Raw genomic sequence first — 20,364 nt, 5'->3', positions numbered from 1 at the left:
TCAGGGCATCATTTCTTTGTACGCTGAGGAAGGGGAATGCGACGCGCGCAAGGCGTCGAGATAGCTACGGTTGGTCGGCATGCCGGCGGCCAGGGTGCGGGCGCGCGCCTCGACCTGCTGGAAGGCGCGGCGGGCGGTGTCCACGCCGTCGGTCCGGATGAGGCTGTCGCGGGGCGGGGTAAAGCCCATGCCGTAGAGGATATATTGATAGCTGGCGGCCGGGAAGACTTCATTGGCCGAGGAGAAATCGTACTGGGACGGCGGCTGGTCGCGCCAGAGGTGCAGCAGGTCGGCGAGCCGGGCGGGTATGCTGGCGGCCTCACGGTGATCGCGCCAATAGGGCTCTTGGCGTTGACTGAGGACGTAGTGCAGTTTGAGGAATTCGACGATGCGGTCCCAGCGATAGCGAAACAGTTCGTTGAAGCGCCGGGCGTGAATATCCATGGTATCGCGCGGCGCCGGGAAATTGTCGATCAGGGCGTCGATCGACAGCTCGGCCAGCACGATCGCCGACGCCTCCAGCGGCTCGAGGAAGCCGGCGGACAGGCCGATGGCCAGGCAATTGCCCTGCCAGAAACGTTCGCGATGGCCCGAGCGGAAGGTCAGGCGCCTGGGCGACAGGGCGTCGAGCGTGGTCCATGGCGCCGTGCGCCGGAGATAGGCCTCAAGCATCGCCGCTGCCTCGTCGTCACTGGCGTGGGTTGAAGAATAGACGCAGCCTATGCCACGACGGGTCGGCAGGCCGATGTCCCAGATCCAGCCGGCCGCGTGGGCGGTGGCGCTGGTGTGCGAGGCGATGGCGCTGTCGGGTGCGACCGGCACCTGGACCGCCAGGGCGCAATCGTTGAACAGCTGCGAGGTGCGGTCGATGAAGGGAATAGCGAAATGGCCGCCGGTCAGCATGGCGGCGTGGCCGGTGCAATCGAGGAACAGGTCGCCTGCGATCGCGCCATGGCCACGAGTTTCGACGGCGGCGATGTCGCCATTGTCCGCCGATGTCACTGAGGTGACGTGGTCGCGGACATGACGTACGCCCAGGCGTTCGGTACCGTGGCGCATCAGCAGCCCGGCCAGCTTCACAGCGTCGAGATGATAGGCATAGTTCATGGCGCCGCCATAGTCCGGCATGGCCCGTTGCCGCGGCGCCAGGTTCAGGCGGCACAGGGCGGGTTGCGGGCAGACAGTCTCGGCAAAGGGCTTGGCCGGGGCGTGGCCCCAGGCGGCGACAATATCGCGCGGTTCGGCGGAGGGTGGCGCGGTAAAGGGATGGAAATACTGGTCGTCGGGCGCACCGGTATGCCAGCCGGAAAAGGACGATCCCTGTTTGAAGGAGGCGTCGCATGCGACAAGAAAATCGGCCTCGGCGATGCCGATCCGCTCCAGGGTGCCGCGCATAGTGGGCCAGGTGCCTTCACCGACGCCGATGGTCGGGACGTCGGGTGATTCGATCAAGGTGACGGAGAGCGGGGTTCTGGCGGATGCGGCGATGCGGCATGCGGCCAGCCACCCGGCGGTGCCTCCCCCTACGATCACAACTCTGGAAATGGCTGTTTCCACTTTACGAACCTGACGCCCTGAACAGTCCGTTTCACGCGAACTTTTTTATATTGCTACGCTTTATTAGCCCGAAGGCAAGAGAAGCCATTCCCTTTTGAGAGAATGGCTTCCTTGTAACATCCGGCCGTGTCAGGGCCGGTTTGGATTAGAACGTGTAGCGCAGGCCGATCGAGTAACGCGCGAAGCCCGGCGCCGCATAGACGACGTTGTTGTCCGCCCGTTGATGGACGCGACGGCTTTCGTTCGTCAGGTTGATGGCTTCGACGAAGGCTGTCAGGCCGGGCTTGAACTCCCAGCTGGCGCTGCCGTCGATTTGACCATAGGCCTCGACATAGGTCGGGTTGGGCCCGGTGCCGGCGAGGAACTGCGCACGCCAGTTATAGGCGATACGCGCCTGGATGCCGTTCTTGTCGTAGAAGGCCACCGCGTTGGCGCTGTCACTCAAGCCCGTGAGGGCAAATTGCGTGACACTGGCCGGCTTCGAGTTGTCGTAGACCGCGTCGCCGTCAACCTTGGTGTAGTTGAAGATGGCGCCGAAGCCGGTGTCGCCGAAGCTGTGCTGGATGTTGAATTCCCAGCCGTGCAGGGCGGAGGTCTGATCGCTGTTGGTCGGCTGGGTGATCTGGAAGGTCAGGTCCGGATCCGCCGAGGTGGCGATGATTTCACCCGTGTAGTTGCCGCCGCTGTCCTTGCCATCGATGCGCACTTCGCTGGCATAATGCGCGTTGACATAGGCCTTGACCTGGTCGTCGGTGGCACCGGCGCCGAGAGCGGCATTGGCGGCGTTGACATATTGCTCGAAGATGTACTCGCGCACATTCCCCGTGGCGCCAACCGCCGCAACGGCAGCATTGTACCGCGGCCCCTGGTAAGGGGTCTTCATGCCGAACGCCTTCGTATCGATACGGGTCGTCGAGATGAAGTTCGACACGTCCTTATGGAAGTAGCCCAGCGAGACGTAGCTTTCCGGCCCGTAATACCATTCGGCCGACAGATCGATATTGTTCGACTTGTACGGCTCCAGGCCCGGATTGCCCTGGCTGCCGGTACCGCCACCGACACGGTACAGCTTGTCGAGCGTCTGACCGCCCTGCATGCTGGCATAGTCGGGACGGGTGATGGTGGTGCTGGCCGAAGCGCGGACGACGACATTGTCCATGGGACGGAAGTCGAAGTCGATATTGGGCAGCAGTTCCTGATACTTGCCCTTGAAGGCGGTAAAGTCTTGCTGGGCGCCGAAAGTCAGGTCGAATTCGTTCGCCGCGACCCAGCCCGAACGTACCGGAATCGGCACGAGGGCGGCCGAGTCGACGTCGGTCTTTTCGTAGCGCAGACCGGCGACGAGATGGGCCGGGTTGTTGAACAGGTCGAACTTGGTGTTGACCTGGGCGTAGGTCGCTACCGTCTTTTCCTTGATACGGCGATCGGTCGTGTAGTCGGCCAGGCAGTCCATATTGCCGCCGCAGATGCTGTGCAGGCTGTCGAGGAGCGAGACCATCTTCGGCAGGTCGAAGGCGACGATCTGCTGCGGGAAGCCGGCATTGCCAGCACCGGACAGGCCGTCGAACTTGTCGGGCAGGCTGACAAGATGGAAGAGGTCGTCGGGCACTTCGGACGCCGGACCTACGCCACCCCAGGTATCGTGCTGGATGTAACCAAAGGCGGAGCGGACCTTGTTGTCGATCGACGACACACCGAAATCGATGCTGTCGACGAAGCTGTTATCGAAGCTGTAACGGCCCTTCAACTGAACCTGGTCGATCTGGTCCTTGAAGTAGGCGTTGCGGAAGGCCTGGCCGGTCGGCGTGACCTTGGACAGGTCGGTCGTGGTGGTGCCGGGGTACATGCTGTAGGACATGACCGGCAGATAGGTCGAATAGTCGATCTTTTGGTCCATGACACCGAAGATCGCGGTACCGACGGACATGTTGCTGCCGTAGGGGCTATCGGGCTTCGATTCCGCCGTGGACGAGTGCGCGTCGAGGACGACGCTCAGCTTGTCGAGCGGCTGCCATTTCAGATTGATGCCGGTCGACTTGTTCTCAGTCTGATTGGCGGTCAGGCTGCCGGAATAGGCCAGGTCCTTGTTTTCGCCCGCATTGAAGTGCTCGGAATAGAAGATCGGTCCGGCGACCGGACCGTCGGTCCACGAGCTGGCGACATTGTTGAAGTTGAACCAGACGCCGCCCGAGGATTGGACGTCTTTGACCTTGTTCTTCGAATAGGTGTAGTCGACGGTGGCCGTCAGCGTGTCGATCGGGCGGAACTGCAGGACCAGTTGGCCGTTCAGACGCTCACGTTCGATATCGTGGATGTCATAGGCGCCGTTCTGCTGGACCTGATAGACGTCGGTCGGATCGGGACGGTTGGTGATGTTGGCGGCGCCCGGCGAACCGGGCTGGGCCAGCGAACCCCAATTGTTCTCGCTGCCGAGGTAGCCGTCGCGCCAGCCGGCGCTGAAATCGTTGCTGCTGGAATTGCGTTTTTGATAGGAGCCGGTGAGCAGGACGCCGACCTTGTTATCCGCGAACGTATCGCTGATGATGCCGGAGATTTCCGGTGTCGCTTCCGTGCCGGCGTTTTCCGAGGTGTCGAAAACGCTCTTGACGCCGATGCTGCCGCGGAAGCCGGCCTTGTCGAACGGACGAGGCGTGCGGATATTAATGGTCGAACCGATACCGCCGGAATCGACCGTGGCGCGGCCGGATTTATAGACGTCTACGCCGGCCACGCCTTCAGAGGCGAGGTTGGCGAAGTCGAACGAGCGCGAGGACGGTGCGCTGGCGCCGTCACCCAGGGTCGAGGTCGGCATCTGCCGGCCGTTCAGGGTGACGAGGTTGAATTCCGGGCCGAAACCGCGGACGGTGACGAAGGAACCTTCACCGTTGGAGCGGTCGATCGACACGCCGGTGATGCGTTGCAGCGATTCGGCGAGGTTGGTGTCCGGGAACTTGCCCATGTCTTCAGCCGAGATGGAGTCGGTGACGCCCTGGGCGCTGCGCTTGGTCTGCATGGAGCTGCGCAAGCTGCCGCGGATCCCGGTCACGACGACGACCGTGGTGTCGTCGGCCGCCGGGGCGGCCGCGGCGGGCGGGGCCGCATCCTGAGCGTAAACTGCCGTTGACAGCGCTGTCAAAGACGCGCCCGACATTAGGACGCCAAATGCCCCCTTCAGTAGTTTCATTCTTAGTAAGCTTGATGACATGTGTTTTCGTCCCTTTGTTGATTTTTGCAGTTTTATGGCCGGGCTTGTCGGTCCCGATGTCTCTTTGGCCCTTGCCGGTCCGTCTTGTCATAAACCAATTGTCCACATGGACAAAAAGATTCACAAACGCGGCAAATCGACCAACCCATTGTTATAATTAAATAACTTGACGGCGTCGTTACATTTCTACATATTAAACCCAACGACTTGTCAGTTTTGGACAATTGGGTTTTTGCAAAACGCGTCACTTATGTCAAGAAATTTGGCATCGATGTCAGATTTGTCTGGAAATTTTGTCCTGTTTTGTGTCTCAATGTGACAATCGTGCATCACGGCACACATCACGGGACAAACGGCCGACTGAAAGCGCTCTGAACGGTCCATCCTTGGGGATATCCACGTACGACATGGCTACTATCTATGACATTGCCGACCTGGCCGGCGTTTCGGCGAAGACCGTGTCGCGCGTGCTGAACGACGACAAGGCCGTCAAGGCGAACACGCGCGAACGCGTCCTGGATGCGGCGTCCAGGCTTGATTACCGCCCCAACCCGAAAGCCCGCGAATTACGTCTCGGTCTTAAAAGCTCCGTCGGCCTGCTTCTCGAGGATCCGACCAGCGGTTATCAGGGCCGCTTTCACCATGCCTTCCTGACCGCGTGCATGGAGCAGGGCAAATATCTCGCCGTCGACCTGTACGAGGGCAACCGCCCCGACTGGCAGGCCCATCTCGACCGTTTCATCACCGACGCCCATATTAGCGACATGCTATTGCTGCCGACTCTGTGCGACTTCGGGCCGCTAAAGGACTTCCTCAAGAGCCGCAATATCAATTGCGTGCTGGTGTCGCCGTCGACGCCCGACAGCCACTATGCCTCGGTCGCCATGGACGACAGCCTGGCCGCCCGTCAGGTGACAGAATATCTCCTGCAACTCGGCTACAGCCGTATCGCCCATATCGGCGGACATCCCGACCATGCGGCGACCCTGCTGCGGCGGAACGGCTTCTATGAAGCGTTCGATGTCTTGGGCCTGCCGCGACCGCCGGCTGCCTATATGGAGCAGGGCAATTTTTCGTTCCGTTCCGGCATCGAGGCGGCCAACCGACTGCTCAGCCTGAAGGACAGGCCGACGGCCATTTTCGCCTGTAATGATGAAATGGCGGCGGCCGCTTGTTCGGTGGCGCACAAGATGGGACTGCGCATCCCGCAGGACATCGCCGTTGTCGGCTTCGACGACGCACCCATTTCGTCGGCCGTGTGGCCGACCCTGACGACGGTGGCGCAACCCTATCTCGACATGGCCCGGCGCAGCGTGCATATCCTGCAAAAGTCGGGCGACGGCCCCAAGGCGAGCGATACGCAGGAGCGCCATGTCCTGCCCTATGATATCATTATCCGCGAAACGACCCTGCTGCCCGTGACCAAGATCACCGCCAGACAGGCATAAATTGATTTGGGGAGGGCCGATGATGTCGAGACGCCTGATCATGTGCGCGATCGCTTTGCTGGCCATGGCCGGGACCGCGCGGGCCGTCCCGGTTTCCGGCGGCCTGATGGCCGGCACGGGCAAGGCCGATATCGATCCGGCGCCGGCCCTGTTTCCGCTCGATAACCAAAATGGCGACGCCCCTCTCCTGGCCATCCATGACCCGCTCTATGCGCGCGCCCTGGTCCTAGATAGCGGCGGCAGCCGGACGATCCTGGTCGTGGCCGACCTGATCGTCCTGCCCGACGCCGTCTATGAGCGCCTGGTCACGCGGATCGCCACCCAATACGGCGTGCCCAGGGATCATGTCTGGCTGACGGCGACCCATTGCCATACGGTGCCGTGGTCGATGGACAAGGGCTACGAACAGACGGTGACGGACGGCGTCATGGCGGCTATCCAGCAGGCCAGCGCGCACGAAGAGCCTGTGCGGGTCGGGCGCGGCGACGGTCAAGCCTATATCAATATCAACCGCGACGAACAGGTGGGCTCGGATTTCACGCTGGGCCAGGATCCGCGCGGGTTATCCGACAAGACCGTGCGGGTTGTCGGCTTCTTCCGCACCGACGGCAGCCCCCTGGCCATCCTAGCCAATTACGCCGTCCATGCCGTGTCGTTGCACAGTTCGAAAACATCGCCCGGCGGCGACGGCGGCATGGTCAGCGCCGATATCCCGGGTGTAGCCGATAGCTATGTCGATGCGCATTATGGCGCCGATCGCACCATGACCTTGTGGACCAGTGGCGCGGCCGGCGACCAAAATCCGATCCTGATGTCCTATTACAGCGAGCCCGACAGTGCCGGCAAAATGGCGACATCGGACATGAAGGCGGCCGGCTTCATGGTCACCCAGCGCTTGGGCGAGTCCCTGGGGCGCGAGATCATCCGGGTGACCGATGGCATGACGCCCCAGGCCGTGACGACGCCGGTGCGCGCCGCGCAACTTAGCATCCGCTGTCCGTCGAAGGCCGATCCGGTCGCCAGCCTGCCGGTGCGGCTGTCCTATCTCGGTATTGGGTCCGTCGATCTGTTGGGGGTTTCCGGCGAGGTCGTGACCCGGACCGACCGGCATTTGCGGGTGACGGTGGGCCTGCGTTCGCCTGTGCTGCTGAGCCTGACCAATGGCTATGACGGCTATTTGCCCGACGACGCCAGTTACAGGCGCGGCCAAACCTTCGAAGTCGGCAAGACGTCGTTTGCACCAGGGTGTACGGAGGACAAGATTGTCGCCGGTGCCATGAAATTGCTGGGCACGGGAGCGCGATAAGTTTGACCTAGGCTAACGCGGCTCTACGCGCACCACATCGAGCCGCAGCATCTGGCCTGCCAATGGTTTATCCACCACGCCCTCGATCACCTGTTGCCGGTCCGGGTGGCCCATGGCGCCATTGTCGATCTGCCGGTCATTGCCGTCGATCGCCTGAACCGTGACGGTTGCGCCCGCCGTAACCCGGATGGGCACCGCAAAATCTTCCTTGTAAATGGTGTGCGACACCGACGGATAGTTATTGAGCGTGAAGGTCTGCTGCGGCGATGACACCTGGATGCGCCATTGCGAGTAATCCGGAGTGCCCGTCTGACCGCCGGTATAGAAATAGGGATGCGCCGGATCGGAGGCCACGCCGCCCTGCATCGTGGTCGGCTCAAACAGGCCGCGCACCCGCAGCGTCACGTCATAGGTTGTCCCGGCCTCACCGCCGAAGATGAAAGATTTTTCGTGCTGACGCGCGTGCAGGCAGGTATCGGGCTGGGCGGTGTTCTCGCCGATGCATTCGTCATGCATGAAGAAGCCATGAAATCCCCTGGCGGCCGTGTGTGGATCGTATGCGGGACCCATTGAGCAACCACCCAGCATTAAGGCGAGCCCCCAGAAGCCTATATTACGCATCTTGTCTCCCCTGTCATGTTTCGGGCTTGTCGTGCCCGCGTCTTTTCGGGGAATATAGAGGAGGCCGCAAACGGCGTCACTTTATTGTTTCACTGCCTGCGCGGACTATTTGATCAGTCGGAGCGTCGCCAGCCCACTTGCGGTACCGGCGCTTGAACTGCCTCCGCTCGGCGTGAGCGTCCAGGACGTATTGTTGAGGATCAACCGCCAGGTTACCAGTGTTATCGCATCGCTCTGGATTCCCGATTTCGCATTGAGGGTCAGCTCACGCGACGGCAGCCAGATCAGCCCGGTCAATTTGTTGGCGACGGAGTCGTTCAAAACGAATTGGCTTTTCGACAGGCCGGCCGCTTCGTACATCAGCAGGTCTTTATACACCCCACTGGCCGGTGCGCTCAGATCGGCCGATATGCCGCTATTGAACTGAATTTTGGATGTATCGGCGAAGTAGAAGGTAACCCCGCTGCCGGTCCACGTGCCGCCGTTGACGTTCCAACCCCCGTCCTTAATGATGTAGAGCCCCGGGGCAAATTTGACATTGGCGCTGCTGTTGTTGAAGTTGAACCAGCCGCAATAGACGCCCGGCGTCATATTGACCATAGCGTCGTTGAAATTGCCGTTAGACTGGGTACAGGTCTGGCTGGGCGGCGTGGGCAGGGTACCAGCATAGGGGTCACTCTGCGCCTGACAGTTCAGTTCGAGGTGGTTGACGGTTGTCGAGTTGCGGATGACGTTCGCGCCCTTGATGCAAAGGCGCTTGAAGTCCAGCGAACTGCCGGAATTGAAAATAGCGGCGGGAGACGCGGTCGAACTGACATGGATCTCGCAGGCGGGCGCGGCGACGTTTGCGCCGCTGTTAACCAGCAGGGCCTGCGAGCCGGACGGGTCGAGCACATAGATACACGGGCGGGCGGCTGTGTTGACGGTCTTCGTCGCCGTCGCATTGACCGTAAGCTTCATGGTATCGATGCCAACCATCTTCAGCAGGGTGGTCGGGGCAGAGATTGTCGCCGTGCCGTTCAAAGTGTCGAGTGTCGCCGCCGTTGGAGATGAAATTGAAGACGATGTACTGGAATAGGACTGAGACGCGAGGGCAAGGTCGCTGCGGATGTTATGGGCGAATGTTTTGCTGGCGGTCAGGCTCATGGCGCTGTTCTGCACGCCGGCCAGAACAGCCGCGTCCAGCGCATCCTGCATATATTTGCGCTGCGATGTTGCGTTGTTGAATTCGATCGCGGCGCCGACGCCTATGACAACGACCATGAAGGACAGTCCGTACACCAAAGCGGCGTTTCCACCGGTGTCGCGCCGAAACTTTTGCAGATTAAACAAAGCCCTCTCCCGCCGGAAAGCTTAGAGCCTAGGCGCAAAGTCTTAATTCCGAGTACCGACCGCCAATTGGCTTATGCCAGGTCCAAGGGCGTCGGCTGGGTATATCCGGAGATTGGTGGCAGTCAGTTGGTTGGACTGGCGCACTCTGCTGGACAGGAATCGAACGAACTCTTTGAAGTTCTGACGAACTGGACGGACATTTTGCGCTCCACATCGCTAGGCCAGCAAGCGCCGGCCAATACAGCCTCACATCCCCGAAAGGCATCAAACGCCATGGCGGAGCGCCGAATACCCGGCTCCCGCCCTGGCCGTCTCCCGAAATAGGAGGCGCTGATGTCGGAAGGCAAATATCCACCACCGTTCTCCATTCGCCTGACCTTCGAGGAACGGGCGCGTCTTGAGCAAGACGCGGGCGACATGCCATTGGGGGCCTACGTCCGCTCAAGGGTCTTTGATGAGCGCCACGGACGGCGACGGACGCGGGGCAAGCGCCCGGTCAAGGATCACAAGGCAATGGCCGAGTTGCTGATCAAGCTCGGTGATAGCCGTCTATCCTCGAACCTCAACCAGCTGGCCCGGTCGGCCAATATGGGGACCCTTTTCGTAACACCCGAAACCGAGCGTGCCCTGATCCATGCCGCGAAGGACATCGCGGACATGCGCCGTCTGCTTTTGCAGGGCTTTGGCTTGGAGACCGAAAAATGATCCTCAAGGCCTCTGAACGCGGAAACTCGGCCTGGCTGGGGCGGCACCTGCTCAATGTCGGCCACAACGAGCACGTCGAAATCCACGACATTCGCGGCTTCATTGCCGAAGATGTTATGGGGGCGATGAAGGAAGCGCAGGCCATGAGCTACGGCACCCGCTGCAAGAACTACCTGTTCTCGCTGTCCATGAACCCGCCCGAAAATGAAATCGTCCGTCCTGAGGTCTTTGAGCGGGCGGCTGCCACTGTGGAAGAGCGGCTGAACCTGACCGGCCATGCCCGGATCATGGTATTCCACGAGAAGGAAAGTCGTCGCCATTGCCATGTTGTCTGGTCGCGGATCGACCCAGAGACCATGACGGCCAAGAACCTGCCCCACTTCAAGAACAAGCTCTGCGAGGTCTCGCGTGAGCAATACCTCGAACATGGCTGGAAGATGCCGCCGGGCCTTGCCCACACAAAGGATCGCGACCCGCGCAACTTCACGCTGGATGAGTGGCAACAGGCCAAGCGTGCCGGGCTGAATGCCAGAGATGCCAAGGCCTCGATCCAGGACAGCTGGGCGATATCCGACAACGCGCAAAGCTTTACCAAGGCGATGGAAGAGCGCGGCTTCTTTGTCTCGCGCGGCGACCGGCGCGGATACGTTGCGGTATCCTATGAAGGCCAGGTCTTCGCCATCCCCAAGATGATCGGTATACACACGTCGCAGGTTATGGCACGCCTTGGCGACCCGGAGAAACTGCGCTCCCTCGCCGACACCTACAGGCATATCGGCGAGACCATCAAGCCAAGGGTCTCTGAGCACATCCGGGCAGCCAAGGCCAAGGCCGCCGCTGACATGTCGCCGCTCGAACAACAGCGCCAGGCCATGAAGCCCAGCATGAACAGGAGCGCCAGCGCCTCGATGCCGGTTTGAAGGCGAGGCAGGAGGCGGAAACCAAGGCTCGCTCGGAACGCATCCGAAAGGGCGTGCTGGGGCTCTGGGACAAGCTGACGGGTGAACATGCCAAGCAGGTCAAGCAAGGCCAGATGGAGGCCTTCTTCGCCCTCCAGCGCGACCGTGAGCAGCGTCAGGCTCTGTTATCTGCGCAGATAAAGGACCGTCAGGGCCTCCAAGGCCAAATCCGCCTCAAGCGCGAAGCCCACGCCCGAGACATGCTAAGCCTCTATCGCGACGCCGCCAACTTCCGGGACATGCAACGCGGCGAACCCCCGTCCAGACCGGCCGCTTCCCAGTCCCTGGAAAGTCTCTGGGACAAGCGCCTGAAGGAAGGCCGGGACCTGAAAGCCGAGGTCCAAGGGCGAGAACGGCTTAGTCCCTCTCGTAACAAGGGACACGATCTTGAACGATAACCAAAGCAATTAATTCAAGCCTTACACTCATGAAGACAGAATAATTTAATAAGTTGGATTGCCATTGAGACTGATAGTCTTATTATTGTAGCTATTTTCAGCCAAGAAAACCATTTGGCTAATCTCGTTTACCGTGAAGTCGCCCTTTCGCTCCCCCTTGACATACAAAGTTATGACGCCGGCTTTGCTGTTACCTGAGATGGCCTCTGCAGGAATATTATCTTCGGAAAGCGATCTAGCCTCAGCATTTATAATCAGCTCTTGGATACCTGATCCATAATAGAAAATGACATTCTGATTTCGCTTTGAACGCATGCCGACCTGAAAAGAAGTCATGGCATCAACATTTGCTGTAGAAGTGCGTCGAAACTCCGCCGACTGCGCAAATGCCGGAACCGTAGACGTTATCGCCATAGGCGTAGCCACAAGAGCTACGCCTGCAAAACCCGCCGCCAATCTTGGGCAAAATTTCAAAACCATCACCTGCTCTATTCCCTTGGACGGTAGCCCCATCGTGTGGACCCAGTGCTAAATTTCAAGGTTTTCGGTTTTGCCGGGATTGCCCAAAACAACGGCGTTATCTCTAACGAAGCGAACGAGCTTCGCATGTAACATTCTGAGATTTTAGCTCGTCATAGTGAACTTTCGCTACGCCTGATAAAGCCCCGCCATCAATATTACGCTGATTAAACTCACCGCGGTATTTTCCAATCACAAAAAGTCCTACTTTACCAGCTTCACCACCATTCACGATTTGTACAGGATAATGTTGTTGCAGAAGAGAGCCTTTAGGGCCTCTGACATCAACACCTTGGCCAACCAAAAACACAATCTGTCCGCCGCGCTCGCATGAAGCATCAATTGCTTGCGATTCAGGGTCGTCAAAAGAGATCGGCGCGCCGGCAAAAGCAGGTGTCGAAGTTGCGACCATCGTCGGAGCGGCAGCACCGAGAAGTAGAACGCTTAAAACTCCAACTTTCCAAAATTTGTTATCGTTGACAGCCATGACAGACTCCTTTTTTGAAGGGCGGGGCTTGAAAGGTGCGCCCGTCGCCCGCCCCTAGTGAAGCGAATAACCTTTGCATGTCACATTCTGAGATTTCAGATCGTCATAGTGAATCTTCGCGGCACCCGAAAGCTGACCTCTATCAGCATTGCTCTGATTAAACTCACCACGATACTTGCCAATCACAAACAGTCCAACTTTGCCGGCGTCGCCCCCTTTGACGATTTGTATCGGATAATGCTGCTTCCGCAGTGAGCCTTCGGAGCCTTCCACGTCGATACCCTCACCCACTAAGAATACAATCTGACCTCCATGTTCGCATGACGCATTTATCGCCTGTGATTCAGGATCGTCGAAAGAGATCGGCGCACCGGCATAGGCAGGTGTCGAAGTTGCGACCATCGTCGGTGCAGCAGTACCGAGAAGTAAAACGCCCAAAGCCCCAGCTTTCCAAAATTTGTTATCGTTGACAGCCATGACAGGCTCCTTTTCCGTGAAGGGCTGGGCTCAAAATATGCCGGTTGCTTCGTCTTTAATCTGCTGAAACAACTAGTGGTCATGGGCAGAATTCAGGCACTTCGTGATAGGAGCCTTCAACCGCCCATTTGGCCTTCGCTCGTGCATTCTTCGCTTCAACGAAAATTTTCCTCGTCGTGGGCTGGCTATCTATATAGATCACCATGTAATCGTCAGGGCCAGAGCTGTAAACCATGCCCCGAACCTTGCAGCTACCTCCTAATATCGCCTCGGCAGCTCCTAACCGCACCTCTTCTCGTGCCGCTATGTTGTTGCCCACATATAAGACGACGATTGAATTTTTTGACGTTCTTGCGGCAAAACTTTCAACAACTTCAGTTGGGTGTCCAGACGCATCGTTGATACCAATCTTATTTTCATTCTGAGAAATAGGTTGCGCCTGAACCATTTGCTCCATTGCCGGGGCAGAGGATGCGTTAGGCGCAATAACGAGAGCCGCCGCCGCAAAAATGGTCGCCAATTTTGGTCCAATTTTGAAAACCATCACCTGCTCTATTTCCGTTGAACGGTAGGCTCCTTAGTATGAGCCGGGCTTCATTTGCGATGCACACAGTCTGCTAAACCTCGAAAACATAGCAGGGTTATGCAGACTTGGGCAAGCCGTCGAAGATTGGCCGGAAAAGCTCTCCCATCAAGCGTCTGCCCTTTGAGCGATGAAGCCAGAAGGAACCCCCAAAGCCAAAGATTGGATATGGGTTGCAGACATGCAACCCTGCCCGAATGGCGAATGTGCGGGGTGAAAGGTCAAGGGCCGTCGCAGACGGTGCATTTACCCTTGACCGGAGGGGCCGCTAAAGGCCCCTGAACACGTTCCCGCACCTATCGTAAAGTACATTTAAATGGACAATATGTATTTTATGGACTATTATAAGATACAGAAAGGATAGTCGACATGCGTACCACACCGCCAATGCCCTTACCCGTGAAGCGCGCCCTTGCCAAGTTGGGCAGCGACATCAAGAGCGCGCGCCTGCGCCGCCGTATCCCCACGACCGTCATGGCTGAGCGGGCTTTCGTCACCCGCACGACGCTGAACAAGGTCGAAAAGGGCGATCCGACCGTTGCCCTGGGCACCTACGCCACCGTGCTGTTTATCCTCGGCCTATCCAACCGCCTAGCAGAACTAGCGGATGTCACTCATGACGAGGTCGGTCAACAGCTCCAGGACGAGCAATTGCCGAAGCGTATCCGCAGTTCCAAGACAGATAAGGGAGTTGCCTGATGGACCGCCGCATCTGTGCATTTGTCGATCTGGAGGGGGTCACACACTTTGTCGGCCACCTCTGGGCACGCCAGAACAAGGGCCGTGAAAGCGCCTCCTTCGAATACGCCAAGGACTGGCTGGAAAACCCGCAACGGTTCGCGCTGGAGCCTGCCCTTGCCCTCGGCACAGGGGCATTCCATACCAATGCGGGCCACAAGATATTCGGGGCCATCGGAGATTCCGCGCCGGATCGCTGGGGCCGCGTCCTGATCCAGCGCGCCGAACGACAAAAGACCCGCGATGACAACCGCCCGCCGCGCACCATTACCGAACTCGACTACCTGCTGGGCGTCGGCGACATCGCCCGTCAAGGTGCGCTACGCTTCTGCCTTGAACCCGGCTCCGCCTTCCTGAGCGAAGAGACTATCCAGCAAATCCCGCCGCTGATCGAACTGCCGCGCCTGTTGGGCGCAGCCGAACGCTTCTCGGCAGAAGAGGAAACGGCAGAAGATATCCGCCTGCTGCTCGCACCCGGATCGTCGCTGGGCGGCGCGCGCCCCAAGGCCTCGGTGATCGACCGAGACGGCCAACTCGCCATCGCCAAATTCCCGAAGAACGATGACGATATCCGCGTCTCGCTCTGGGAGGCCCTGGCCTTAACTCTCGCCACTAAAGCAGGCATCCCGACACCAAACTGGCGACTGGAGGTCATCAACGATAAGGCCGTCCTGATCCTCAAGCGGTTCGACCGCCAAAACGGAACACGCCTGCCCTACCTATCGTCGATGAGCATGTTGGGCGCTATCGACAATGAAACTCATAGCTACATGGAGATTGCAGATGCGTTGAGGCAATATGGCAGTCATGCCGAACAGGACTGCGCGCAACTGTGGCGGCGCGTCGTGTTCAACATCCTGATCTCCAACACGGATGACCACCTGCGTAACCACGGCTTTGTCTTCGACAAGACAGGCTGGACGCTGTCACCGGCCTTCGACCTCAACCCGGTCCCTATCGATATACGCCCGCGTGTTCTGAGCACGGCCATAGACGAAGCCGACACCACCGCCTCCCTAGACATCGCCTTTGAGGTCGCCAAGCATTTCGGACTCAAGCCGGATGCCGCAAAAGCCATAGCCAAGGAAGTCGGCAAAACGGTCGCCACCTGGCGCGACCTAGCCTCATCTCTCGGTCTCACTGCAAAAGAAATCGACCGCATGTCATCAGCTTTTGAACACGAAGACCTCGCCAATGCGCGCGGCTAATCTGATCGACAATCGGCCAAGATCGTGAAAGCGTCTCCCTGACAGGCCTGACGAAAAAACCGCTGACATTCCGAATACTGCCGCATCAAAACCCTTTAAGCGCAAGGCGATAATACTTCTCCACATGCGTTGCAATTCCAGAGGAATGCGCCTGATTTCTGATGCGTCCCTGTCTTCTCCATCGCTGCTCACTTCGGACGGCCTGAGACAAGGAGAAGATTATGTTCAAGGTCACACGCCAGAATTTGCAAACCAAAACGGATGCACAGCTATTAGCGCTATTTAATCATGCACAAAAAGAACAGCAAAGCCCAGTGTGGGAAAGCGAAGCAAGAAGGATGCTATCACTAATATTGTTGGAGCATGCGCGCTGCGAGGCAACTCTGTAAACATAATCGCATATTCCAACAACAGACGCCTACTGACAATCGGCTATTTTTTCATCATGCTGGATAAATATAGAAACGCAGCTAAGAAACGAAAAATTGCAATGGCAACGTAAATAACCTTTTTTTATATTTTTCAAATTGTTTTGCGGAAATATTTAGTCCTTGACTACGAAAGTGCTTCAAGATGTGAGCTTTGTAATCAGGTGTAGCACTAGCGCAAATATGGGCAGCCTCATTTATATTATGGTATAATTCCAACCAAGCCAAAAACTCAGACGAACTCTCTGATAGTTGTAAGTCGCTCAGTAATTTCCAATAATTAACAGTTTGTGCAGCAATGTGTTCGTCACACGAATAAATGTTCATGAATCGCAGCAGCGCTTTATCCCATAAGTTCTCCCGCCCACTTGAACGAAACCCTAGGAGTTCCTCGAACGACCCGGTCTTCCATCTGCAATGGCTACCGCAAAACGAGTATATCATATCTTCGAATTGGCGATTTGTAATGTTCGAATTCATGATAGCAGTAAATAACCGTTCCCTAATTACACCAGCTTCCGGCCAAAGCATACCTGTGCAACTTTCATAAGCCCGCTCGCATCCCGATTCCAAAACTTGGCAAGCCAAATCGAGAATCCCCAGATTGACGACGTCATCTGCAGTAAAATTGAAACCCGACTCATTGTGCCAACTCTGCGCCTTACTGATTGCAAAAGAGGCCACCGCGTAAATGCCATCATCACCACGTGTTTTAGCATAAATCGACAACATTTTGATGGCCTCGCTATAACGCCTCCTAAGCTCCGCACTTTTATCCGAATCTCTTTTATCAAGATTATTTAGATCAATAGGAGATACAAAATAAGTAACGGCCCTTACCTCAAGATGCAACAATTTGTGAGATGAGTTTATTGCATCTTTTACGCGCTCTAAAACCACATCTCTAAATAAATCAATAGAATATTTTAATTCATCAAAAGAAACATCAGATGGAATATCGTTTAGTCTACGCAAAATATTGTCAACTTCAGATCTAGCGAATACACTTAATCTGCCGATATCAAATTCAAATTTACGTCTAAAATCTTCATTTTTTTCGTATAAAGTAAACATATGTGAATATTGTTGTAGAAAAATCTTAATGATCCAAATTTTGTGGACAGATTTTTCTTCTACTAACATTTTTTTTAACGTATGTACCAGCCGCCCGTCGTAATCCAAGTCGTACAATATTCTGCTATGACCGGCACACCATAATAATTCATAGAACAATTCATTATCTCTCCCCATGTTGGTTATAAAATTAAGGCAAATCGGCGCAACTACGTCCGGCTCATTGTATGCTAGGGCTTTCAAGAGATGCTTTGCTTCGTCCGAAAATGAACCTATAGCCATCAATACGATATTTCTGAGATCAAATTTTCTCAACTTATAAAGGCATCTCGCAGCAAGCGCGGCTACGCTCAAAAAAGACGCACCATTTCTATTCGAGCGATTACCTCCATAAGTGTTGCTTAATAAATTGCCAAGACCCTCGATAAGACCTTTCAAATCCTTTTCAATAAGGCTTTGAATTAGCTCGGCTGCTTCACACTCAACGAAATTTGAAAAATCTCTTGGTTGTTTTCCGTTTAAAGTTTCGAAACTAACACCTATTGGAAGCCTGAGGTAACACCAACTAATTTCCAGTTCTTGGTAAAATACATATGGTAATAATTCAATTTTTTCTTGAAAGGAAAGGTTTGAGCGGCGAATAGAAATTATTATGGACTTAATTAACGGCGGCTGTATGGCTCCAGCATCTGTATAATCCGTTTTTAAGAGACGTATAATCCATTCTAATATTTCATTATTTTGAAATATATCTGGATTGAATCTCCTAATCAATAAGGCAGTCGTATCCTTATACCAACCAGGCCGAGATACGTATTTTGCAGGTTTAGTCGCTTCAAACAAATTATCTAGCGCACACTGATAGTCGGTTGGAGAGCTCTCTTCTATTGCCCTGATTAGCGCGAAGCTGGCAACCGACGGCGATAGCGCAGGCACCTTATGAATTGGAACAGTTGTAATTTGGGAAATGATTGCCGGAATTATGTTCGACCAGGTGAGACCTTCATTGACGTATTTTGTAGTATCGACATACTTAACCTGTTTAAGAAATTTCTGAATATCAATTTGCCGTGCCTGTAGAAATTCCCGAACGTGATCGTGTTGAAAACGGTACCCCTGCAGATCCAAAAGCAATAAATTTTCTGATACTAGCCCATCCAAAGCCGCTTCATAATTCTTAAAAATTTTATATGCATCATCATTAGCAATTATCTGAGTATTGTTATCTATCATATTACTTGCAACAATATCTATGAGTTCATTTACAATTGGCATCCACGTTATCTTGCCCACGACCGACACAGAACGAACAATTTTGTATTTTATGAATTCATCCAACGTTCTGGAAAAATCGGAAAATGAATTATATGCTTCGCTGGCTAAGCTTTCAGCCATGGCTAAAATAAACGGATGGGTCGCTTCGTCCGGTGTCAATGAACCTTCGAGCCCATAGATCTCCAAAGCAGCACTGGCCTCTTGTGTAGTGAAATCATCCAAATATGGCGTAATTTTCTTTGGTATATTGCTTAACGAAATCTCCGTATGTTCTTTTAAATCTCTATCTTCTTCTATATTTGAATTATTCCCTGAAAATTTTTCATTAGAAAAGTAAAGTTCATTCTTTGGAAATGAAGAGGAAATTGCTTGCCAATATTCAGACCTACAACTTATTACTAATTTTACACGTCTGTCTCTCAACCAGCTTAAGCTTTCTGGAATCCAATGTGTGATTAGTTCTTCCATGCTAACGTTGGCTTCATTTAACCCGTCAAGCAGAACGGTCATGTCCTGAATTCCAGAGCTCCTCGTGACGATAGCGTCTGCATCAAGTTCCGTACCGTGTCGACGAGACGGCGGTAGGTAACGGTCAATCGTTTTTTTGATTAGTCCCTTCAGGCCATCTTGTTGAGGAACGATGTCCGCGCCACGAAGCAGTAAACGGATCGGCGCATCTATGGCCTCATTTTCGGCAGTCCATAGCAATACCGTACTTTTTCCCACTCCAGGGCGACCTATCAGGGGAAAGACGCGATTAGTTGAGCTAAAAAAATCTTCTAGCGCCGACGTGTAGGATTCTCGTTGGATTGTTTTATTGCGCCTGTAAAGGCCGGCAGACTCTGCGAATTTTACGGCGCTGGCTACCAATGCATGACAAACAATCTCTCGTCCTTTCTTGTTAATCAATTCACCGAAGCGAGGCGTTTCCAAATCGTTGGCTTCGGCGAATAGACGAAAGCGTGGCCAAACCTCCAATAATTCGTGGTCAAGAGGTACCGCGAAATCGTGGCCCACTCTATGTTCCTTTGCGCAAATCATTACGCCGACTACCGAGCGAGTGGCGGGATCGAAAACTGGTGCCCCGCTCGATCCTTGCGCAATTGTTGGATCGGGAAGATCAAGGGCCGTAATCTGATGCTCTGGAGGCGCTCCCGGTAAGTTTATAGTTGTCCGACCGCCAACTTTGCCCGAAAGAAAAACACCGCCGGGCACACCTTCATTGGCAAATTGAAATCCAACGCTCAGGTAAGATTTCGGACAATATGAGTTTAATAAACCAATTGATAAGAATGGCACACCATCTGCGTTGCAACATATAACGGCCAAATCCTTACTGCGGCAAATACAGTCGTCTTCAACGATAGCTGGAAATAGTTGCCCCGTTCCTGTACGTATTATTACATTCTTTTCTCCTTCCACTACGTGATATGCAGTCAGAACAATTCCATCGCGGCTCACGAAACTGCCAGTGCCTAAAAGCCTGTTAGATTCGTCAAGGATCGCAACAACAGCGCCCCGCAATAGGTCAAGAGGGTCTGGCCAACCGTCCTCTTTCATTTTTCTACCGTCGCTTGGCGATCAAACGTTAACTTAAGTTCCAATCCAGTTTCACCCCCTGTTGTGACTAGGAACAGGGTCCCTTCAGCGGTAAACTTAAGATTGAGCGTTACCTCCGCCGTACTAGCTCCCGTTCTTTCCAGAGCTCCGGCAAATGATTTCCCAATCCTGGAGATGATTTCCAGACTGCCCTCAAACGAGCTTTCCGCAGCTTTCGCCGCCGCGTTCGCGGACATTGACGTTAAGGCGTCCCCATTGCCTTCAACCTCGACAAAAATAACCCCTGTGGATGATTGAAACTCCAGCAGCTTACCCATGTAATTCTTCCTTTCGCAAAACAGTTTGATCGGTTCCGGTCTTATCTATGCCATTTTGAATTTGTTCGCCTTACTTTCCCTATTGTTGAGTTTGAGGCGACCTCAGCCTCACCGCAAAAGAAATCGAGCGCATGCCTTCAGCTTTCGAGTACGACGACCTTCAGAAG

At 55.2% G+C, this 20,364-nt stretch carries 18 protein-coding genes; 8 read left to right on the top strand and 10 right to left on the bottom strand.

The genetic code is table 11. The features are described from left to right. Together AC1DX3_RS21750 and AC1DX3_RS21745 are read right to left on the bottom strand one after the other, a co-directional pair. A complete protein-coding gene (locus tag AC1DX3_RS21750) occupies positions 1-1,557 on the bottom strand; it encodes a tryptophan halogenase family protein (protein ID WP_476991447.1) in 1,557 nt (518 codons plus the stop codon). Between the two features lie 145 nt (positions 1,558-1,702). After that, positions 1,703-4,693: a TonB-dependent receptor gene (locus AC1DX3_RS21745; protein ID WP_476991446.1), complete on the bottom strand. Its 2,991-nt coding sequence runs from the start codon at positions 4,691-4,693 to the stop codon at positions 1,703-1,705. Positions 4,694-5,169: 476 nt separating this feature from the next. On the opposite strand from AC1DX3_RS21745, the gene AC1DX3_RS21740 reads away from it, so the two are divergent. Beyond that, positions 5,170-6,210, top strand: coding sequence for a LacI family DNA-binding transcriptional regulator (locus tag AC1DX3_RS21740; RefSeq protein ID WP_476991445.1), 1,041 nt, complete (start codon positions 5,170-5,172; stop codon positions 6,208-6,210). Between the two features lie 19 nt (positions 6,211-6,229). Next, a complete protein-coding gene (locus AC1DX3_RS21735; RefSeq protein ID WP_476991444.1) occupies positions 6,230-7,516 on the top strand; it encodes a neutral/alkaline non-lysosomal ceramidase N-terminal domain-containing protein in 1,287 nt (428 codons plus the stop codon). A gap of 12 nt (positions 7,517-7,528) precedes the next feature. Here the strand turns inward: AC1DX3_RS21735 and AC1DX3_RS21730 are convergent, their stop codons facing one another. Together AC1DX3_RS21730 and AC1DX3_RS21725 are read right to left on the bottom strand one after the other, a co-directional pair. Next, positions 7,529-8,137, bottom strand: coding sequence for a hypothetical protein (locus AC1DX3_RS21730; protein WP_476991443.1), 609 nt, complete (start codon positions 8,135-8,137; stop codon positions 7,529-7,531). Between the two features lie 105 nt (positions 8,138-8,242). Further along, positions 8,243-9,469, bottom strand: coding sequence for a TadE/TadG family type IV pilus assembly protein (locus AC1DX3_RS21725; RefSeq protein ID WP_476991442.1), 1,227 nt, complete (start codon positions 9,467-9,469; stop codon positions 8,243-8,245). Between the two features lie 333 nt (positions 9,470-9,802). On the opposite strand from AC1DX3_RS21725, the gene AC1DX3_RS21720 reads away from it, so the two are divergent. Genes AC1DX3_RS21720 through AC1DX3_RS21710 form a run of 3 tightly spaced genes read left to right on the top strand, consistent with a single transcriptional unit; the run spans position 9,803 to position 11,531 of the window. Next, positions 9,803-10,174, top strand: a complete 372-nt coding sequence (locus AC1DX3_RS21720; protein ID WP_476991441.1) for a hypothetical protein — start codon at positions 9,803-9,805, stop codon at positions 10,172-10,174. After that, complete coding sequence (locus AC1DX3_RS21715; protein ID WP_476991440.1) at positions 10,171-11,094, top strand: relaxase/mobilization nuclease domain-containing protein; 924 nt, start codon at positions 10,171-10,173, stop codon at positions 11,092-11,094. Before AC1DX3_RS21720 ends, AC1DX3_RS21715 begins: the two co-directional genes overlap by 4 nt. After that, entirely contained in the window at positions 11,091-11,531 is a 441-nt protein-coding gene (locus AC1DX3_RS21710; RefSeq protein ID WP_476991439.1) for a hypothetical protein, read from the top strand. Before AC1DX3_RS21715 ends, AC1DX3_RS21710 begins: the two co-directional genes overlap by 4 nt. Before the next feature lie 45 nt (positions 11,532-11,576). On the opposite strand, the gene AC1DX3_RS21705 is transcribed toward AC1DX3_RS21710, so the two are convergent. The 4 genes from AC1DX3_RS21705 to AC1DX3_RS21690 all read right to left on the bottom strand — a co-directional run bounded on the left by AC1DX3_RS21705 (position 11,577) and on the right by AC1DX3_RS21690 (position 13,558). After that, positions 11,577-12,011, bottom strand: coding sequence for a hypothetical protein (locus AC1DX3_RS21705; protein WP_476991438.1), 435 nt, complete (start codon positions 12,009-12,011; stop codon positions 11,577-11,579). 103 nt (positions 12,012-12,114) lie between these two features. Next, entirely contained in the window at positions 12,115-12,537 is a 423-nt protein-coding gene (locus AC1DX3_RS21700; protein WP_476991437.1) for a hypothetical protein, read from the bottom strand. 54 nt (positions 12,538-12,591) lie between these two features. Further along, positions 12,592-13,014, bottom strand: coding sequence for a hypothetical protein (locus tag AC1DX3_RS21695; RefSeq protein WP_476991436.1), 423 nt, complete (start codon positions 13,012-13,014; stop codon positions 12,592-12,594). Positions 13,015-13,093: 79 nt separating this feature from the next. Then, positions 13,094-13,558 carry a hypothetical protein gene (locus AC1DX3_RS21690; RefSeq protein WP_476991435.1) on the bottom strand — a complete coding sequence of 155 codons (465 nt, stop codon included), beginning with the start codon at positions 13,556-13,558 and terminating at the stop codon, positions 13,094-13,096. A 408-nt stretch (positions 13,559-13,966) separates the two neighbouring features. Between AC1DX3_RS21690 and AC1DX3_RS21685 the strand changes: the two genes are divergently transcribed. The 3 genes from AC1DX3_RS21685 (at position 13,967) to AC1DX3_RS21675 (ending at position 15,932) form a co-directional block, all read left to right on the top strand. Next, positions 13,967-14,296, top strand: coding sequence for a hypothetical protein (locus AC1DX3_RS21685; protein WP_476991434.1), 330 nt, complete (start codon positions 13,967-13,969; stop codon positions 14,294-14,296). Continuing rightward, positions 14,296-15,543 carry a type II toxin-antitoxin system HipA family toxin gene (locus tag AC1DX3_RS21680; protein ID WP_476991433.1) on the top strand — a complete coding sequence of 416 codons (1,248 nt, stop codon included), beginning with the start codon at positions 14,296-14,298 and terminating at the stop codon, positions 15,541-15,543. The genes AC1DX3_RS21685 and AC1DX3_RS21680 overlap by 1 nt, the downstream gene beginning before the upstream one ends. A 221-nt stretch (positions 15,544-15,764) precedes the next feature. Then, complete coding sequence (locus AC1DX3_RS21675) at positions 15,765-15,932, top strand: hypothetical protein (RefSeq protein WP_476991432.1); 168 nt, start codon at positions 15,765-15,767, stop codon at positions 15,930-15,932. A gap of 81 nt (positions 15,933-16,013) precedes the next feature. On the opposite strand, the gene AC1DX3_RS21670 is transcribed toward AC1DX3_RS21675, so the two are convergent. Next, a complete protein-coding gene (locus tag AC1DX3_RS21670; RefSeq protein ID WP_476991431.1) occupies positions 16,014-19,880 on the bottom strand; it encodes a serine protease in 3,867 nt (1,288 codons plus the stop codon). After that, positions 19,877-20,197: a CU044_2847 family protein gene (locus tag AC1DX3_RS21665; RefSeq protein ID WP_476991430.1), complete on the bottom strand. Its 321-nt coding sequence runs from the start codon at positions 20,195-20,197 to the stop codon at positions 19,877-19,879. Before AC1DX3_RS21665 ends, AC1DX3_RS21670 begins: the two co-directional genes overlap by 4 nt. Positions 20,198-20,364 lie beyond the last annotated feature (167 nt).

It is taken from the genome of Asticcacaulis sp. P2_B1, from assembly GCF_056404915.1.
This window is presented reverse-complemented; position numbering and strand designations above follow the sequence as displayed.

What these genes read in the sequence shown, in the direction of transcription:
- AC1DX3_RS21680 (WP_476991433.1), top strand. Translation starts at nt 14,296, where the DNA reads ATGGACCGCCGCATCTGTGCATTTGTCGATCTGGAGGGGGTCACACAC.
- AC1DX3_RS21730 (WP_476991443.1), bottom strand. Translation starts at nt 8,137, where the DNA reads ATGCGTAATATAGGCTTCTGGGGGCTCGCCTTAATGCTGGGTGGTTGC.
- AC1DX3_RS21735 (WP_476991444.1), top strand. Translation starts at nt 6,230, where the DNA reads ATGATGTCGAGACGCCTGATCATGTGCGCGATCGCTTTGCTGGCCATG.
- AC1DX3_RS21665 (WP_476991430.1), bottom strand. Translation starts at nt 20,197, where the DNA reads ATGGGTAAGCTGCTGGAGTTTCAATCATCCACAGGGGTTATTTTTGTC.
- AC1DX3_RS21720 (WP_476991441.1), top strand. Translation starts at nt 9,803, where the DNA reads ATGTCGGAAGGCAAATATCCACCACCGTTCTCCATTCGCCTGACCTTC.
- AC1DX3_RS21695 (WP_476991436.1), bottom strand. Translation starts at nt 13,014, where the DNA reads ATGGCTGTCAACGATAACAAATTTTGGAAAGCTGGGGCTTTGGGCGTT.
- AC1DX3_RS21700 (WP_476991437.1), bottom strand. Translation starts at nt 12,537, where the DNA reads ATGGCTGTCAACGATAACAAATTTTGGAAAGTTGGAGTTTTAAGCGTT.
- AC1DX3_RS21715 (WP_476991440.1), top strand. Translation starts at nt 10,171, where the DNA reads ATGATCCTCAAGGCCTCTGAACGCGGAAACTCGGCCTGGCTGGGGCGG.
- AC1DX3_RS21675 (WP_476991432.1), top strand. Translation starts at nt 15,765, where the DNA reads ATGTTCAAGGTCACACGCCAGAATTTGCAAACCAAAACGGATGCACAG.
- AC1DX3_RS21690 (WP_476991435.1), bottom strand. Translation starts at nt 13,558, where the DNA reads ATGGTTTTCAAAATTGGACCAAAATTGGCGACCATTTTTGCGGCGGCG.
- AC1DX3_RS21670 (WP_476991431.1), bottom strand. Translation starts at nt 19,880, where the DNA reads ATGAAAGAGGACGGTTGGCCAGACCCTCTTGACCTATTGCGGGGCGCT.
- AC1DX3_RS21740 (WP_476991445.1), top strand. Translation starts at nt 5,170, where the DNA reads ATGGCTACTATCTATGACATTGCCGACCTGGCCGGCGTTTCGGCGAAG.
- AC1DX3_RS21705 (WP_476991438.1), bottom strand. Translation starts at nt 12,011, where the DNA reads ATGGTTTTGAAATTTTGCCCAAGATTGGCGGCGGGTTTTGCAGGCGTA.
- AC1DX3_RS21685 (WP_476991434.1), top strand. Translation starts at nt 13,967, where the DNA reads ATGCGTACCACACCGCCAATGCCCTTACCCGTGAAGCGCGCCCTTGCC.